This window comes from Lentzea sp. NPDC055074, assembly GCF_053608005.1.
In genome coordinates, this window is record NZ_JBSGUQ010000003.1 from 462,303 (window position 1) to 477,538 (window position 15,236).

At 71.9% G+C, this 15,236-nt stretch carries 15 protein-coding genes; 8 read left to right on the forward strand and 7 right to left on the reverse strand.

From position 1 onward, the window contains the following. The first annotated feature begins 83 nt into the window (after window positions 1-83). Window positions 84-821, forward strand: coding sequence for a class I SAM-dependent methyltransferase (locus ACWF7A_RS09340; protein ID WP_452249950.1), 738 nt, complete (start codon window positions 84-86; stop codon window positions 819-821). On the opposite strand, the gene ACWF7A_RS09345 is transcribed toward ACWF7A_RS09340, so the two are convergent. Genes ACWF7A_RS09345 through ACWF7A_RS09360 form a run of 4 tightly spaced genes read right to left on the reverse strand, consistent with a single transcriptional unit; the run spans window position 822 to window position 5,686 of the window. After that, window positions 822-1,571, reverse strand: a complete 750-nt coding sequence (locus tag ACWF7A_RS09345) for a DUF899 family protein (protein WP_452249951.1) — start codon at window positions 1,569-1,571, stop codon at window positions 822-824. 49 nt (window positions 1,572-1,620) lie between these two features. Continuing rightward, window positions 1,621-2,469 carry a hypothetical protein gene (locus ACWF7A_RS09350; RefSeq protein WP_452249952.1) on the reverse strand — a complete coding sequence of 283 codons (849 nt, stop codon included), beginning with the start codon at window positions 2,467-2,469 and terminating at the stop codon, window positions 1,621-1,623. Between the two features lie 18 nt (window positions 2,470-2,487). Next, window positions 2,488-4,083: an ABC-F family ATP-binding cassette domain-containing protein gene (locus ACWF7A_RS09355; RefSeq protein WP_452249953.1), complete on the reverse strand. Its 1,596-nt coding sequence runs from the start codon at window positions 4,081-4,083 to the stop codon at window positions 2,488-2,490. After that, window positions 4,076-5,686 carry an ABC-F family ATP-binding cassette domain-containing protein gene (locus ACWF7A_RS09360; RefSeq protein ID WP_452249954.1) on the reverse strand — a complete coding sequence of 537 codons (1,611 nt, stop codon included), beginning with the start codon at window positions 5,684-5,686 and terminating at the stop codon, window positions 4,076-4,078. Before ACWF7A_RS09360 ends, ACWF7A_RS09355 begins: the two co-directional genes overlap by 8 nt. A 308-nt stretch (window positions 5,687-5,994) precedes the next feature. Here ACWF7A_RS09360 and ACWF7A_RS09365 point away from each other — a divergent pair, with 308 nt between their 5' ends. Genes ACWF7A_RS09365 through ACWF7A_RS09385 form a run of 5 tightly spaced genes read left to right on the forward strand, consistent with a single transcriptional unit; the run spans window position 5,995 to window position 11,280 of the window. Further along, window positions 5,995-6,918: a patatin-like phospholipase family protein gene (locus tag ACWF7A_RS09365; RefSeq protein ID WP_452249955.1), complete on the forward strand. Its 924-nt coding sequence runs from the start codon at window positions 5,995-5,997 to the stop codon at window positions 6,916-6,918. 58 nt (window positions 6,919-6,976) lie between these two features. After that, entirely contained in the window at window positions 6,977-7,552 is a 576-nt protein-coding gene (locus tag ACWF7A_RS09370; RefSeq protein ID WP_452249956.1) for a TetR/AcrR family transcriptional regulator, read from the forward strand. Next, window positions 7,549-8,940 carry an amidase gene (locus ACWF7A_RS09375; protein ID WP_452249957.1) on the forward strand — a complete coding sequence of 464 codons (1,392 nt, stop codon included), beginning with the start codon at window positions 7,549-7,551 and terminating at the stop codon, window positions 8,938-8,940. The genes ACWF7A_RS09370 and ACWF7A_RS09375 overlap by 4 nt, the downstream gene beginning before the upstream one ends. Further along, window positions 8,904-9,803: an alpha/beta fold hydrolase gene (locus ACWF7A_RS09380; RefSeq protein WP_452249958.1), complete on the forward strand. Its 900-nt coding sequence runs from the start codon at window positions 8,904-8,906 to the stop codon at window positions 9,801-9,803. Before ACWF7A_RS09375 ends, ACWF7A_RS09380 begins: the two co-directional genes overlap by 37 nt. A 4-nt stretch (window positions 9,804-9,807) precedes the next feature. Then, window positions 9,808-11,280, forward strand: coding sequence for an amidase (locus ACWF7A_RS09385; protein ID WP_452249959.1), 1,473 nt, complete (start codon window positions 9,808-9,810; stop codon window positions 11,278-11,280). Here the strand turns inward: ACWF7A_RS09385 and ACWF7A_RS09390 are convergent. Next, on the reverse strand, window positions 11,270-12,220 hold the full coding sequence (locus tag ACWF7A_RS09390; RefSeq protein WP_452249960.1) for an alpha/beta fold hydrolase: 951 nt from the start codon (window positions 12,218-12,220) through the stop codon (window positions 11,270-11,272). The two genes, ACWF7A_RS09385 and ACWF7A_RS09390, sit on opposite strands and share 11 nt — an antisense overlap. A gap of 67 nt (window positions 12,221-12,287) precedes the next feature. Between ACWF7A_RS09390 and ACWF7A_RS09395 the strand changes: the two genes are divergently transcribed. Further along, entirely contained in the window at window positions 12,288-12,869 is a 582-nt protein-coding gene (locus tag ACWF7A_RS09395) for a helix-turn-helix domain-containing protein (RefSeq protein ID WP_452249961.1), read from the forward strand. Here the strand turns inward: ACWF7A_RS09395 and ACWF7A_RS09400 are convergent. Then, entirely contained in the window at window positions 12,856-14,073 is a 1,218-nt protein-coding gene (locus ACWF7A_RS09400) for an MFS transporter (RefSeq protein WP_452249962.1), read from the reverse strand. The two genes, ACWF7A_RS09395 and ACWF7A_RS09400, sit on opposite strands and share 14 nt — an antisense overlap. Window positions 14,074-14,186: 113 nt before the next feature. Here ACWF7A_RS09400 and ACWF7A_RS09405 point away from each other — a divergent pair, with 113 nt between their 5' ends. Next, entirely contained in the window at window positions 14,187-14,840 is a 654-nt protein-coding gene (locus ACWF7A_RS09405; RefSeq protein WP_452249963.1) for a winged helix-turn-helix transcriptional regulator, read from the forward strand. On the opposite strand, the gene ACWF7A_RS09410 is transcribed toward ACWF7A_RS09405, so the two are convergent. After that, entirely contained in the window at window positions 14,818-14,991 is a 174-nt protein-coding gene (locus ACWF7A_RS09410) for a hypothetical protein (RefSeq protein WP_452249964.1), read from the reverse strand. The two genes, ACWF7A_RS09405 and ACWF7A_RS09410, sit on opposite strands and share 23 nt — an antisense overlap. Window positions 14,992-15,236: the final 245 nt, after the last annotated feature.

Genomic DNA, 15,236 nt, shown 5'->3' on the forward strand with positions numbered 1-15,236 from the left:
GTCGTGGAAAGGATCTTCACGCACCACAGTGGACCGGTGGAAAGTCACCGGGCACGAACACTTCTTCTGGCAAGGTGCGCACCGTGACGAGCGCTGAGGACTTCGACCGCTGGTACGCCGACCGGGCCGCGTCGCCGCTGGCCGACGACCTGGTCCGGCGGACGCTCGGCCTCCCGCCGGACCTCGACTCGACCAGCGTGCTCGGCGGCACCGGCCTCGACGAGGTCGTGGCGGCGCTGCGCCTCGGGCCCGGCCGCGTGTTGCTGGACCTAGCGTGCGGCCGGGGCGGCTACGGACTGGAGATCGCGCGCCGCACCGGATGCCGCCTGGTCGGGGTGGACTTCTCCGCCGTGGCCGTCGAGCAGGCCCGGCGGAGCAGCGGTGGTGGCGACTTCCGGGTCGGCACGCTGGCGGCCACCGGCCTGAGCTCCTCCTCTGTGGACGCCGTGCTCGTCGTCGACGCGATGCAGTTCGCGGAGTCCAAGCCGGAGGTGCTGCGGGAGTGCCTGCGCGTCCTGCGCCCCGGCGGCCGGCTGGTCGTCACCTGCTGGCAGCCGGTCGACCCCGCGGACGACCGGGTCTCGCACCGCATCCGCGACCTCGACCTCGCCCGCCAGCTCCCCGACGCCGGGTTCGCCGACGTCGAGGTGGCCGACCGTGCCGCCTGGCGGGCGCAGGAGAGGCGGATGTGGGAGGAGGCCCTCGCCACGGACGCGTCCGGCGACCCCGCGATCGTGTCGATGCAGCACGAGGCGAGGATCGTGCTCGCGACCTTCGACCGCAAGCGCCGCGTCCTCGCCACCGCGACCCGGCCGCGCTGATCAGTGGCAGTGACCCTGCCTGCCCAGGGTCCGCACCGGTCCCGCTCCCGGCCTCGTCCACTGCGGCACGGGCCTGCCGTCCTCGCCCCAGGTCGACTCGCCGTCCGCGTTGGTCCGCCAGAACCAGCCCGCATGCCGGGCCTCGGGCCACCCCTCCGGGTGCTCCTCCCACGACTCGCCGCGCCCGCGCACGGTCATGTCGAGCAGGTTCAGCGACCCGTTGATCCGCTCGGTGCCGCGACCGGTCGTGGAGTAGGTGAGGAACGTGCGGTCGCCGTCCCGCAGATAGCTGGTCAGGTACCCCATGTCGCCGCCCGCGGGACCGTCCACCCCGCGCACCGAGTACCAGGGCTGGGTGTAGCCCATGAACTCCACGAACGGCGCCACCTCGTCCCACGCGCCGGTGGTCACGATCGCGAACGAGACCCCGCGCACGTTGAGGTAGGAGGCATCGCTGAAGTGCCACGGCACGTGCGTGCAGCCCTCGCACTGCCCCTGGTGCGGCGCGCCGTCCCACCACATGTGCTTGTAGACGACGAGCTCGTCGCGCCCCTGGAACAGGTCGATGAACGGCACGGGGCCTTGGGCGCCGACGACCTCGACCTTGCCGTCGAACTCGACCATCGGCAGCCTGCGGCGTTCGGCCGCGATCGCGTCGCCCTCGCGGGTGTGGGCCTTCTCGCGGACCAGCAGCGCGTCCCGGGCCTGCTGCCAGGTGGCCAGGTCGGTGACGGGCGGTCGTCCGGTCATGATCAGTCCTCCGTGGGTGTGCGGTTGTCCTTCCACCCCTACGTCGAACCTAGGTCCGCCGTTTCGACATCTCCCGCCGAGCGGCGCCGGTGTCCACCCAGAGCTCTTTCGGTCGGCGCGGCAGCGGATCGTGGCGGAAGTAGGGCTCCCACTGACCGCCGGTCCTCGGCAGGGGCGTCGGCACGTCGTTCGCGAGCCACAGCCACAGCTCGGCCGAGATCGGCACGACCGTTCCCGGCACGGGCCACGCCTCACCGGTCTGCGGATGCCGGGGCACCAGCAGGAGGTCGGCCCGCGCCGTCCTGCCCGGCCCGGCCAGCGCCAGCGTCCTCGGAGGTCCGCCCCGAGGTGTCCGCGCGTCGAGATGGCTCTGGAACAGGTCGGCGACCGGCCCGGCCGCGGCGAGCACGGACGCGTCCTCCGCCGCCAGCAGCACGCGGGCGAGCGCGACTCCGGCCGCGATCCCGACCCGCCGGGGCCACCACAGCTCGCCCTCGGTCAGCGGCGCGCTGTCCCAGTCGTACGCCTCCCACGGCCGCACCGGTTCCGGCTCGCCGCCCATCCGCACCACACCGGGCGCGAACCGCACCACCTGCCACCGCGAGCAGTCGTCCACCCGCGTCGCGACCGGCTGCCCGCACGCGCACACGAGGTTCGGCCTGGAGCCGTCCACCCCGCAGCACCAGCCCTCGGGGTGTTCGTCCGCCCAGGACAGACCACGCACGTCACCGGGGCCCGCGAGGAACTCGCCCTGGGCGGCGTAGGTTCCCGGCGGGAGGAGGGACGGCGTGAACTCGGTGCTGTTCGCCCACTCGTAGTGCTCGTGATCAGGCCGGTCGACCTGTCTGAGCGGAACGGTCAGAGCCGCACCGCACGCCACGCACTCGAACACCACCATCGCGACCCCCCGGCACCATCATCCGGAGTCCGTCCAGCGAGTTAGCCCGATCTCCGCGCCCCGCCACCGCCGACGCAGCCACCGGTCGTGGCTCGCGACCACGATCGCCCCCGGACCCGGCCCCAGCGCGTCCTCCAACTCGTCGCACAGCGTCGGCGACAGGTGGTTGGTCGGCTCGTCGAGCAGCAGCAGGTGCGGCGGGTCCGCCACCAGCAACGCCAGCGCGAGACGGCGTTGCTGGCCGACGGACAACGTGCCGACCGCCTTGCCCAGGTCCCACTTGTGCAGCAGCCCCAACGACTCCAGCGGCACCTGCGCGACCCGCTCGGCACCGAGCGCGCGGCCGTAGATGCCTCGCGCGGTGAGACGCGGGTTCGCGAAGGACGTGTCCTGGTCCAGAAGTCCTGCGCGAACGCCGGGCTGCCGCCGCACGCCCTCGACGTCGAGCAGCCCGGCCAGCACCAGCAGCAACGTCGACTTGCCCGCGCCGTTCGGGCCGGTCACGAGCAGCCGGTCACCGTCGTGCACGTCGAGGACGTCCAGCGCCAGCCGTCCGGGAACACGGATCTCCCGCAGCGACACCAGTTCCTCGGCCTGCACCGCCACGACGTCGGGCTCGAACCGCAGGGGGCGCGGGGGAGCGGGCACGGCGTCGCGTTCCAGCTCCTCGAGGCGCCGGGTGGCGTTGCGGACGCGGCGGGAGATCTGGCTCTGCACGCGGTTCGCCCGCACGCCGTAACCCATCTTGTCGCTGTCGCGCATGGCCCGGTTCGGCGCGACGCGGCCCGCGATCAGGCCGAGCGAGTCGCGCACCGACGCCAGCTCCTCCTGCTCCTCGGCGTACCGGCGTTCCCAGCGGGCGCGGTCGGCGCGTTTCTGGCTCAGGTACTCGCTGTACGTACCGCCGAACCGCACCGGCCCGACCTCGTTGGCCCCGTCGAGGTCGACGAGGTCGGTGCACACCGCGTCGAGGAACGCCCTGTCGTGGCTCGCCAGCACGACCACGCCGGGCAACGACCGCAGCTGCGCCTCCAGGAACGCGGCCGCGTCGTCGTCGAGGTGGTTCGTCGGCTCGTCCAGCAGCAACGCGGCCGGCCGGCGGATCACCAGCGCGGCCAGGTCGAGGCGCCGCCGCTCGCCCCCGGACAACGACCCGAGCGTGCGGTCCAGCGCCACGCCGCCGAGCCCGAGTCCGTCGAGGACGATCCCGGCCCTGCGGTCCGCGTCCCAGGCCTCGTGCAGCTGGGCGAGCTCCAGGCGTTCCGAGTACTCCTCCAGGTACGCCGGATCGGCGACGAGCGCGCCCAGCCGTTCCAGCTCGGCGAGGTCCGCCCGTGCCTCGGCCAGCGCGTCGTCGAGGACCTCCGCGACGGTCGCCGCGTCCGGGAACGGCATCTTCTGGCGCAGGAACCCCAGGTCCGAGGGGCGCGTGACAACACCGCTGTCGGGCTGGTCGACACCCGCGAGCAGGCGCAGCAACGTCGACTTGCCCGCGCCGTTCTCGCCGATCAGCCCGACCCGCCTGCCGGGTGCCGCGGTCAGCGACACCCCGTCGAGCACGCGCCTGCCGCCGAACCCGCGGACCAGCTCGGTGGCGACCAGTGCCTCAGCCACGAGAGGCCTCCAGCAGCGTGCCGCCGTCGAGGCGCAGCCAGCGGTCGATCCTCACCTCGCTCAGGAACCGCTCGTCGTGGCTGACGACGACGAACGCGCCCCGGTACGCGTTGAGCGCGCTCTCCAGCTGCCCGGCGCTGACCAGGTCGAGGTTGTTCGTCGGCTCGTCCAGCAACAGCAGCTGCGGCGCGGGCTCGGCGAACAGGACGCACGCGAGCGTCGCCCGCAGCCGTTCGCCACCGGACAGCACCCCGACCGGCAGGTGCGCGCGGGCACCGCGGAACAGGAAGCGCGCCAGCAGGTTCATCCGCTCGGCGGGAGGCATCGCCGGGGCGAACGCCTCCAGGTTCTCCGCCACCGTGCGGGAGTCGTCGAGCAGGTCCAGCCGTTGCGAGAGGTAGGCGATGCGGCCGTCGGCCCGTTTCACCTCACCGCTGTCCGGCGTCAGCGAACCGTCGACCACCCGCAGCAACGTCGACTTGCCGGCGCCGTTGGGGGCGGAGAGCGCGATCCGTTCCGGGCCCCGGACGGCGAAGTCCAGGCCGGAGAACAGTTCTCGCACCCGGAGGTCCGTGCCGTGGAACAACGTGCGCCCGGCCGGCACGGCGGTCTGCGGCAGCTCCAGGCTGATCTTCTGCTCGTCCTTCAACGCCCGCTCGGCCTGGTCGAGCTTCGACCGGGCCGCGCCGAGGCGGGCCGCGTGCGTGCCGTCTGCTTTGGCCGCGGACACCTCCGCGTTGCGCTTCATGTTCCCGGCGAAGATCCTCGGCAGGCCCGCGTTGGAGAGGTTCCGCTGTGCGTTGGACGCCCGGCGCGCGGCCCGTTCGCGTGCCTGCTGCATCTCCCGCTTCTCGCGCTTGACCTCCTGCTCGGCGCTGCGGACGTTCTTCTCCGCCACCTCGCGCTCGGCCGCCACGGCCTCCTCGTACTCGGAGAAGTTCCCGCCGTAGAAGCGGACCTCGCCGCCGTCGAGCTCCGCGATCCGGTCCATCCGGTCGAGCAACGCCCGGTCGTGGCTCACCACGAGCAGGCACCCGCGCCAGTCGTCGAGCACGTCGTAGAGCCGGTGCCGGGCGTCCCGGTCGAGGTTGTTGGTCGGCTCGTCGAGCAGCAGCACGTCCGGCTGCTTCAGCAGCTGTGCCGCGAGCCCGAGCGAGATCACCTGGCCGCCGCTCAGCGTGCCGAGCACCCGGTCGAGCGCGAGGTCGCCGAGCCCGAGCCGGTCGAGCTGGGCTCGCGTGCGTTCCTCCAGGTCCCAGTCGGTGCCGATGGTGGTGAAGTGCTCCTCGCCGACGTCACCGGACTCGACGGCGGCGATGGCGCGCAGCACGTCCGCGACGCCGAGCACCTCGGCCACGGTCAGCCCGGCGGTGAGCGGGAGGTCCTGCGGGAGGTAGCCGAGGACGCCCTCGACGGAGACGCTGCCCTCGGACGGGGTGAGCGCGCCTGCGACGAGCTTGAGCAGTGTCGACTTCCCGGCGCCGTTGGGGGCGACGAGACCGGTGCGCCCGCCGGGCACCGAGACGGACAGGCCGTCGAACACGGGGGTGTCGTCCGGCCAGGAGAAGGACAGGGACGACACGACGATGAATGCGTCGGACATGGGTGGTGAGACCTCGGGATGTGCCGCGCGCGGAACGACCACGCGTGTGTGGAAAAGGGGACGACGAAACGGCCACCTGACTTCGATGGCCTGTCACATCCAGGGCTCACCCTGAGATGTCGTCTTCACCCACCAGCACGTCGAGCTCCTCCAGGAGGCGGTTGATCTCTCCTTCCACGGTAGCAGCGCTCCCCGGGTTCCGCCGCCGGGGTTTCGGGGGACGACCGCCCAAGTGGACATTCGGCGCACGGCGGCCGGCATCGACGTCCGGGAGCTCACGCCGCGGGCGCGCGTGGCACCGTAGAGGTGTGACGGTTCTCGAGTTGCTGCGCGAGCGCAGACGGCAAGGAAGCACGCCCGGGCAACGGAAGGACGACGCGCGCCTGGTCCTGCTGGTCGAAGGCGGCAGCTCGCGCGGCGTCTACTCGAGCGGCATGACCGTGGCGATCGAACGCCTCGGGCTGCTGCCGTTGTTCGACGCGGTCTACGGCAGTTCGGCGGGATCGCTGAACGCAGCCTGGCTGCTGTGCGGCCGCGCCGACCGCAGCAAGCACGCGTGGTGGGACCCGGCCGTCATGCGCACGACGATCAACCCCCGCAGGGCGTTCACGCGCCGGCCCGTCGTGGACACCCACCACCTCGTCCACACGATCTACACGCAGGTCGTGCCCATGGGGTTCCAGGAGATCGTCGACAACCCAGTCGAGTTCCACCCGATGACGACGGACGGTCTCACCGGCGAGCCGGTCGACCTGCACGGGTACGTCCGCGACACGCTGAGCGTGCAGACCGCCCTGCGGGCCTCGGCCGCCATGCCGTTCCTCGCAGGGAATCCGGTGGTGATCGACGGCCGACCGTACGTCGACGCCGGGCTGAGCGAGACGATCCCGATCCGCACGGCGGTGGAGCAGAAGGCCACGCACGTCGTGGCCCTGCGGACCCGGCGCGAGGACGAGTCCACGGGCACGCCGCCGTCCCGTGGTGAACGGCTCGTGCTCTCGCGCTGGTTCGCCCGGCACGCGCCGGGAGTGGCGGCGAGCTGGCTCGGGCGGGAGGCGATCCGGGCGCAGGACGAGGAGCTGCTCGCGTCGCACCCGGCGTGCCTGCAGATCAGGCCACCCCTCGGGAGCGCGGTGATCGGCCGCACCGAACGGCGGCCGCGGGTCATGCAGGACGCCCTCGACGTGGGGGTGGAGGCCGCGATGCGCCATCTGGCCAACGGGCACTTGTGACGGCGGCCCGGGAGCCCTACGGTATCGCAACAACCTGTTGCGAATTGGAGGGCTGCCGGTGGCGGGGCGACCGCGGGATCCCGAGCTCGAACAGCGGTTGCTGGCGACCGCGTGGTCGCTGCTGACCTCGAACGGCTACGACGCGCTGACGTTGACGCAGGTCGCGGCCCAGGCGGGCGCGCACAGGACCGACGTCTACCGGCGCTGGCGCAGCAAGGTGCGGCTGGTCGCGGACGTGCTCGACGTCTACCTGCCGCCCGTGCCGGACCCGGACACCGGCACGCTGCACGGTGACCTCAGGGCGTTCGTGGAGGACCTGGTCCGGGCCTGGAACGAGTCGTGGAACGACGGCCTGGTCGGCTTCCTCGCCGATCTGCGCGGGGACGCCGAGGCCGAGCGGACGTTCCGCGCGCTGGTCTCACGCCGGTCGCAGCCGCTGGTCGACGCGATCGCACGCGCGGTGCGGCGCGGGGAGATCACCGAGGTACCGGAGCTGTCGCTCGTCGGGAACATGCTCGAAGGCCCGTTGATGCACCGGCGCATGTTCGGGGGCGAGCCGCTGACGGCCGCGGAGCTCGACGTCGTTACGTCGTCGGTGCACCGCCTGCTGACCGGGACGTCGGTGAAGCCGTGAGCCTGCACGAACTCACGGCGGCGCAACAGCTGAACGCCCTGCGCACCAAGGAGATCAGCTCCCGCGAACTGACCGAGCACTACCTCGCCCGCATCGAGCGGCACGCGGACCTCGGCGCGTTCGTGACGCTCAACGAGGCCGCGCTCGACGAGGCCTCACGTGCGGACGAGCGGCTGGCGCAGGGGGATCAGGCCGCACTGCTCGGGCTGCCGCTGGGCATCAAGGACCTCGCCGCGACGGCCGGGATCCGCACCACGTTCGGCTCGGCGGCGCTGGTGGGGTTCGTGCCGCCGGAGGACTCGTGGACGGTCGGACTGCTGCGGCGGGCCGGCGCGGTCGTGGTGGGCAAGACGAACACCTCGGAGTTCGGCGCCACCTGCTACACCGAGAACGACGTCACGCCGAGCCCGGCCGTGACGCCGTACGCCCCTGCGCGGTATTCGAGCGGGTCGAGCGGAGGCGCGGCGACGGCGGTCGCGGCGGGACTGCTGCCCGTGGCGCACGCGAGCGACGGCGCGGGGTCGATCCGCACGCCCGCGGCGACCTGCCACCTCGTCGGGATGAAGCCGAGCCGAGGCCTGGTGAGCCCGGCGCCCGCCACCTCGTTCCTCGTCGCGAGCACCGAGGGCCCGATCGCGCGCACCGTCGGGGACGCGGCGCTGCTGCTGGACGTGATGGCGTCGCCCGCGCCCGGCGACCTCTACGGGTGGCGCCACGAGGGCGGCTTCTCCGCGGTGCTGGACCGCCGGCTCAGGGTCGCGTTGTGGACGGACACCGGCACCGGCGAGGACACCGACCCGCAGGCGGAACTGGCCGTGCGGCGCACCGCGGACGTGCTCACCGGACTGGGTCACGAGGTGCGGGAGATCCCGCTGCCCGCGCGCTGGGACGAGGCCGTCGGCCGCGCGGTCCTGGCCTGGTTCGCCTACCAGGTGGGCGCCGTGGCCCGGCTGATGGTGCCGCCGGAGCGAACGCACCTGCTGCGGCCGTACTCCCGCCACCTCCTCGACGTCAACGAGACGTTGTCCGCCAACGACGTCGTCTCCGCGCAGACGCTGCTCGCCCGCTACGCCAGCACGTTCCTGGCCGCCGTCGACGACTACGACGTCGTGCTCACGCCGACGACGAACGGCCCTCCCGTCCCGATCGGCCACTACACCGGCGACGAGGCCGACCTGATGCTGAGGTGGTCCTGCCACACGCCGTGGGCGAACCTCGCCGGAGTCCCCGCGATCTCCCTCCCGTCGCACGTGGACGCCGATGGTCTGCCACACGGCGTGCACCTCGTGGGCAAGGCCCGCCGTGACGCCGAACTGCTCGCTCTCGCCGCACAGCTGGAAAGAGCGGCGCTGTGGGACGAGCTCCACCCGCCGAGCTGGCACCGTTGAAAGGCGTCGTGATGCAGGAGAAGAACATCACCCTGCCCGACGGCCGGACGATCCGCGCGGTCACGGCGGGGGAGGGCCCCGGGCCGTTGGTGGTCTTCGAGGCCGGGATGAGCGCGCCCGGTTCGTCGTGGATCCACACGCAACGCGAGGTGAGCGTGCGGTACCGCACGCTGTCCTACGACCGCGCGGGCTACGGCGGCAGCGACGTCGACCCGCACGACCGCACGCTCGACCGGATCGTGGACGACCTGACGGCGTTGCTCGACGCTCTCGGCGAGACCGCTCCGGTCCTGCTCGTCGGGCACAGCTGGGGCGGGCCGATCATCCGGGTGTTCGCCGACCGGTACCCGGACCGCGTGGCCGCGATGGTGTTCGTGGACGCGACCATCGCCGAGGTCATGTCCTCGCGCAACGCCAAGGTGGCGGCGAGGTTCTTCGGTTTCATGGCGCTGGTGGCGCGCGTGGGCGGCAAGAACCTGATCAAGAAGCAGGCGTTCCGCAACGGCGTCTCGCCCGAGATCTCCGCGGCCGACGTGGAGACCATGACGGGGGACTACGCGACCGTGCGGGCCATGAGGGCGGGCAGCAGGGAGGCCGCGCAGATCACGTCCGCGCTGCCCGTTCTGCGGCGCGTGCAGGAGAAGGGCACGCCGGACGTTCCGGTGGTGTGCCTGCAGGCGGGGCTGGTCGAGCGGGGGATGGCCAAGGGGCGCCCGATGTTCAACCACCACACGGGCGCCCTGATGGACGCCGCCCCGCAGGGCAGGTTGATCGTCGTCGAGGGCGCAGGGCATCTCATTCCGCAGGAAAGACCGGCGGTGGTGCGGGACACCGTCTTCGGCGTGGCCGAACAGCTACCTTGAGCGCGTGGACTTCGACGAGTACCGGAAGTACGACGCCACCGGGCTGGCCCGGCTCGTCGCGGACAGGCAGGTGTCCGCGGCCGAACTGCTGGCGGTGGCGAGGGAACGCGCCGCCGAGGTGAACCCGCGGCTCAACGCGATCGTCCGGGACGTCCCCGCCGAGCCGTCGGACGACCTGACCGGACCGTTCGCCGGGGTGCCGTTCCTGATCAAGGACCTCGGCCAGGACTACGCGGGCCTGCCGACCTCGAACGGGTCGCGCTCGCTGAAGAACCTGGACGTCGCCGCCCACTCGACGGTCGTGCGGCGGTGGGTCGACGCCGGCCTGGTGATCTTCGGCAAGACGAACCTGCCGGAGTTCGGCGCGAAGGCGATCAGCGAGTCGTCCGTGTGGGGTCCCGCGCGCAACCCGTGGGACCTCGACCGCACCCCCGGCGGGTCGTCCGGTGGGTCGGCCGCCGCGGTCGCCGCCGGGATCGTGCCGTGCGCGGGCGCGAACGACGGCGGTGGCTCGACCAGGATCCCCGCCGCGTGCTGCGGGCTCGTCGGCCTGAAGCCGGGGCGTGGCCTCACGCCGTTCGGCCCGGAGACCGCCGAGATGATGCACGGAGCGGCGGTGCAGGGCGTCGTCTCGCGCACGGTCCGCGACACGGCGGCGATGCTCGACGTCATCTGCGGTGGCGAGCCCGCCGGACCGTACTCGCCCGCGCTGCCCCCGGAGCCGTTCGCCTCGTACGTCGGCCAGGCGCCCGGCAGGCTGCGGATCGGCGTGCGGGTGCCGTCGGCGATCAACCCGGCGCCGCACGCCGAGGCGGTCGCGGCCGTCGCGTCCGCCGTCCGCGTGCTCACCGAGCTCGGCCACGAGGTCGAGGAGCTGCCGCAGGCGCCGTTCGACGACGCCGCGCTGGCCAAGGACTTCCTGCTGACGTGGTTCGTGAACCTCGCGTGGAAGGTCGCCGACGCGAAGCGCCTGACCGGGGCGCCCGACATCGCGTTCGAACGCGACACGCTGCTCATGGCCGCGCTCGGACGGGCCACGAGCAGCGTCGACTACGTGGACGCGGTGCAGCGGCGGCACGAGCACACCCGCCGCCTCAGCACGTACTTCGAGTCCTACGACCTGCTGCTGACGCCGACGCTCGCGACCCCGCCGCCGAAGGTCGGCCAGTTCGACCTGCCGGTGTCGTTGCAGCGGGCGACCGACGTGCTGCTGAAGACGGGCACGGCCCGGTTCCTCAAGCACACCCGGATCGTCGAGGACATGATCCGCGACAACCTCGGCTGGGTGCCGTACACGCAGCTCGCGAACATCACCGGCCGGCCCGCGCTCTCGCTGCCGCTGCACTGGACGGCGGACGGGCTGCCGCTCGGCGTCCAGTTCGTCGCGCCGCTCGCGGGGGAGGCGTTGCTGATCAAGCTCGCGGCGCAGCTCGAGGAGGCGCTGCCGTGGTCGGACCGGTTCCCGGTCATGAGCTGAGGAAGCGCAGCAGTTCGCCGGTGACGAACTGCGGGTTCTCCTCGACGAGCCAGTGCCCGGCGTTCGGGACGTCGAGCGTGCGCACGATGTTCGTCACCCGCGGGGCCACCGTGCCCTTGATCGCCTCGGCCTGGCCTTCCGCGGCCATGACCAGGGCCGGGGCCTGGACGGGCTTCGCGGTCTCGGTGTCGCGGACGTCCTGGTCGAGGGCTCGGTAGAGCTCGAAGCCGCTCTTCAGGTTGGTGCCGTACGTGCGGGCGTACTCGTCGATCTCCTTGTCGTCGAACGGGGACTTCGTCGACGTGCCGCCGAAAGCGCTGCCCTGGAAGGAGACCTGCGGGTAGAAGAGCCTCAGGTAGTCGCGGACGTCGTTCTGGACGACGGCCTCGGGCACCTGTGGCTGCGAGTGGAACGCGATGTGCCAGCTCAGGCCGCGGTAGGTGCGCGCGTCGATCGCCGGGCCCGGCAGCGGCAGGTCGAGGTAGCCGAGGCGCGCGGTGTCCTCGGGGAACTGGCTGGCGTACTGGAACGCGACCGCGGCGCCGAGGTCGTGGCCGATGACGGACGCGTCCTCGAGGCCGAGTTGGCTGGTCAGCGCGTGGACGTACCGCGCGAGCGTGGCCTTGTCGAAGCTCTTCGGCGTGCCGGTGCCGTCGCCGAGACCGGGCAGGTCGAGGGCGTAGACGGTGTGGCGTTCGGCGAGCGCGGGCATGATCGGCCACCAGCCGTACCAGGTCTGCGGCCAGCCGTGGATCAGCACGACGGGGCTGCCGGTGCCGCCCTTGACGTAGTGCATCCGCAGGCCGTCGACGTCGGCGAACTCGTGCCGGAAGGTCTTCTGGAACACCGGGTCGTTCTCGGTGACGGTGGCGTGCGACGGGGTTTCCGCGGTGGAGCAGGCGGTGATCATGAGCAGTAGTGCGAGTACGAGGCGTTTCATGCCATCAGCTTCGAACGCGGTTGCTGTTTGTGGCACGAAAACTTGCCAGTGTGGCAAGCTCGGGCGCGTGAACACCGAAGACGTTCTCGACGGGGTGGGCCCGCGGCTGCGGACGTTGCGCCGGCACCGCGGCATCACCCTGGCCGACCTCGCGACGACCACCGGGATCTCCGAGAGCACCCTGTCCCGGCTGGAGAGCGGGCAGCGCCGGGCGACGCTGGAGCTGCTGCTGCCGTTGTCACGGGTCTACGACGTGCCGCTGGACGACCTCGTCGGCGCCCCGCGGACCGGCGATCCGCGCATCCACCTCAAGCCGATCCACAAGTACGGCATGACGTTCGTGCCGTTGTCTCGCAGGCCCGGCGGGGTGCAGTCGTTCAAGATGCTCATCCCGGCGGTGCCGGAGCCGCTGGAGCCCGCCCTGAAGACGCACGACGGGTTCGAGTGGCTCTACGTCCTCAACGGACGGCTGAGGCTGGTGCTCGACGACCTCGACCTGACGTTGCCGCCCGGTGAGGCCGCCGAGTTCGACACCGGGAAGCCGCACTGGCTGGGCAGCGCGGACGGCGGCGCGGTCGAGCTGCTGATCCTGTTCGATCCCCAGGGGGTGCGCACGCACGTCCACGCCGACCGGATCAGCTCCGGTTGAGGCGCACCGTGCCGACCACCCCGGCGAGTGCGACGACCGCAGTGACCACGCCGTACCCGATCGCCGTGGTCACCGCGCCGGCGACGCCGATGAAGAGTCCCGCGACGATCGCCGCGCTGCCCATCGCGAGGTAGCCGACGAAGAAGATGGCGGTGAACAGCCCGGCGCGCTCGTGCGGAGCGACCTCGGGCACGAGTCCGCGGGTGGTGCCGGCGAACGAGGCACCGATGCCACCACCGCCGACGATCGCCGCGGCCCACAGCAACGGCAGCGAGGTGGCGCCGATGCTGCCGACGAAGAGGACCGCGCCGACGACCATCGCGACCGTGCCGCCGAGCCGCAGCCGTGGCGCCTTCACACCGCTCGAGAACGCGGAGGCCACAGTGGACGCTCCGAGTGCCACGAAGGCCAGCAGCGAACCGACGATGGGGCTCTTCACGGCGAACACCGCGACGAGCAGCGCGGGCACCAGTCCCATGAACGCCGTCATCGTCATGAACCCGCCGACGATGCCCGGGACCGAGGTCCAGTAGAGCCTGCGCACCTGCGCGGGCAGCGAGATGCGGGGATTCAGCGACGCCACGGCGCCGGGCTTGCGCGTGGCGGTCTCCGGCGTGAAGACGGCGAAGAGCGTCCCGGCCGCCATGACGACGGCGAGCACCAGCCACACCTCGAACGCCGCGTTGGTCGCGAACTCGGCCAGCAACCCCGCGAAGAGCGCGCCGATCGCCAGCCCGCCCAACGGCGCCATGCTCGTCATCTGCGCGCCGAGCTTCTTGAACCGTTCGGGCGCAAGCTCGACAACAGCAGCACTGAGCGCACTGGAGGCCGCGCCGGTCGCAACACCCTGCACGACCCGTGCGGCGATGACCCAGCCGATGCTCGGCGCGTACAGGAACATCACCATCGCGACGAGGTCGATGGCCAGCGCCGCGATCATCAACGGCCGCCGCCCCACGTAGTCCGACAGCGATCCGATCACGAGGATCGAGACCAGCAGCGAGAAGGCGTAGATGCCGAACGCGAGCGTCAGCACCCACGGCGCGAACCCCCATTGGTGCTGGTAGATCGGCAGCAGGGGAGTCGGCGCGCCGGCCGCCACGAGGATCGCGACCATCGCGGCCGAGATGCCCGCGAAGCCGACGCCGCGAGACAGCAGAGGCCTGCGCACGGCCGTGTCGGTGCGTTCGAGCAATGCGGTCATCGCACTTCCTTCCGGGTTGGTGCGACGACGGTAAACCTGCTCGCTTCGTTTTTGCAAGTGAGCTTTAAGTCATGAAGCTAGGTAGCTTTGAGCAAGCTTGCTATGGTTTGGACGTGAAGCGACGTGACTTCGGCCAGTACTGCGGCCTCGCCCGCGCGCTGGAACTGGTGGGCGAGCGGTGGGCGTTGCTGATCGTCCGCAACCTCATCGTGCGGCCGCGCCGGTACACGGAGCTGCAGACGGGCCTCGCCGGCATCCCGACGAACGTGCTGGCCACGCGCTTGAAGGAGCTGGAACAGGCAGGCATCGTCGAACGCCAGGTGGCTCCCGCCCCCGCGCGCGGCGTCGTCTACGCCCTGACCCCGGTCGGCCAGTCGCTGGAACCGGCCCTGCTGTCGCTGGCCCGCTGGGGCGCGACGCAACTGGGCGAACCGCAGGAAGGCGACGTCGTCACGCCGGAGGGCATGGTGCTGAACCTGCGCGCCGTGTTCCAGCCCGGCGAGGCGGCAGGCCTGACAGCGTCGTGGGAGGTCCACGTCCGCGACGTGGTGGTGCACGCGGTGGTGGACGACGGCGCGTTGCGCACCGGTCTCGGCCCCGCGCCTGTCGGGCCTGATCTGACCATCACCGTGTCGCTGGACGAGGACGTGCTGCCGGCCTATCGCGCGATCGTGGGGGCGATGCGGGACGGCGAGGTCGAGTTGAGCGGTGACCGGAAGCTGCTCGGCACGTTCCTGCGGGTGTTCACCGTTCCACGCGTGGGCTGAGCTCGACCGAGCCCGACAGGATCAGGCCTGCGGCGATCAGCAGGGCGTGGGGGACCAGCAGTCCGGCGGCGACCAAGGTCAGTGCGACCAGGTGGAAGGGCCAGGTCCGGGTGCGACGGGTCGGCTTGCGGCCGGTGGTCGTGGGGGTCATCGGGCGCCTCCTGGAGGTCGAGGGCGTCAAGCTCCATCGTGCGTCCGCTTTGTCTGTTCGACGATCCGTCGCGGCACCCAACCAGGGCCGGTTCCGGGTGCTGGTGCGCGCTGCTCGTGAGTGGTGGCCCTACCTCGGCCCTGTCGAGCGCGACCCACCTCACTCCGCCGGGCGTGACCCTGCCCACCCCGAGCCCTCCCGCACCCCGCCGACCGGCACACCTGCCGCACCCCCGCGAACATGGG

Coding starts and splice junctions, on each gene's coding strand:
- ACWF7A_RS09410 (WP_452249964.1), bottom strand. CDS start 14,991: ATGACCCCCACGACCACCGGCCGCAAGCCGACCCGTCGCACCCGGACC.
- ACWF7A_RS09390 (WP_452249960.1), bottom strand. CDS start 12,220: ATGAAACGCCTCGTACTCGCACTACTGCTCATGATCACCGCCTGCTCC.
- ACWF7A_RS09360 (WP_452249954.1), bottom strand. CDS start 5,686: ATGTCCGACGCATTCATCGTCGTGTCGTCCCTGTCCTTCTCCTGGCCG.
- ACWF7A_RS09345 (WP_452249951.1), bottom strand. CDS start 1,571: ATGACCGGACGACCGCCCGTCACCGACCTGGCCACCTGGCAGCAGGCC.
- ACWF7A_RS09350 (WP_452249952.1), bottom strand. CDS start 2,469: ATGGTGGTGTTCGAGTGCGTGGCGTGCGGTGCGGCTCTGACCGTTCCG.
- ACWF7A_RS09400 (WP_452249962.1), bottom strand. CDS start 14,073: ATGACCGCATTGCTCGAACGCACCGACACGGCCGTGCGCAGGCCTCTG.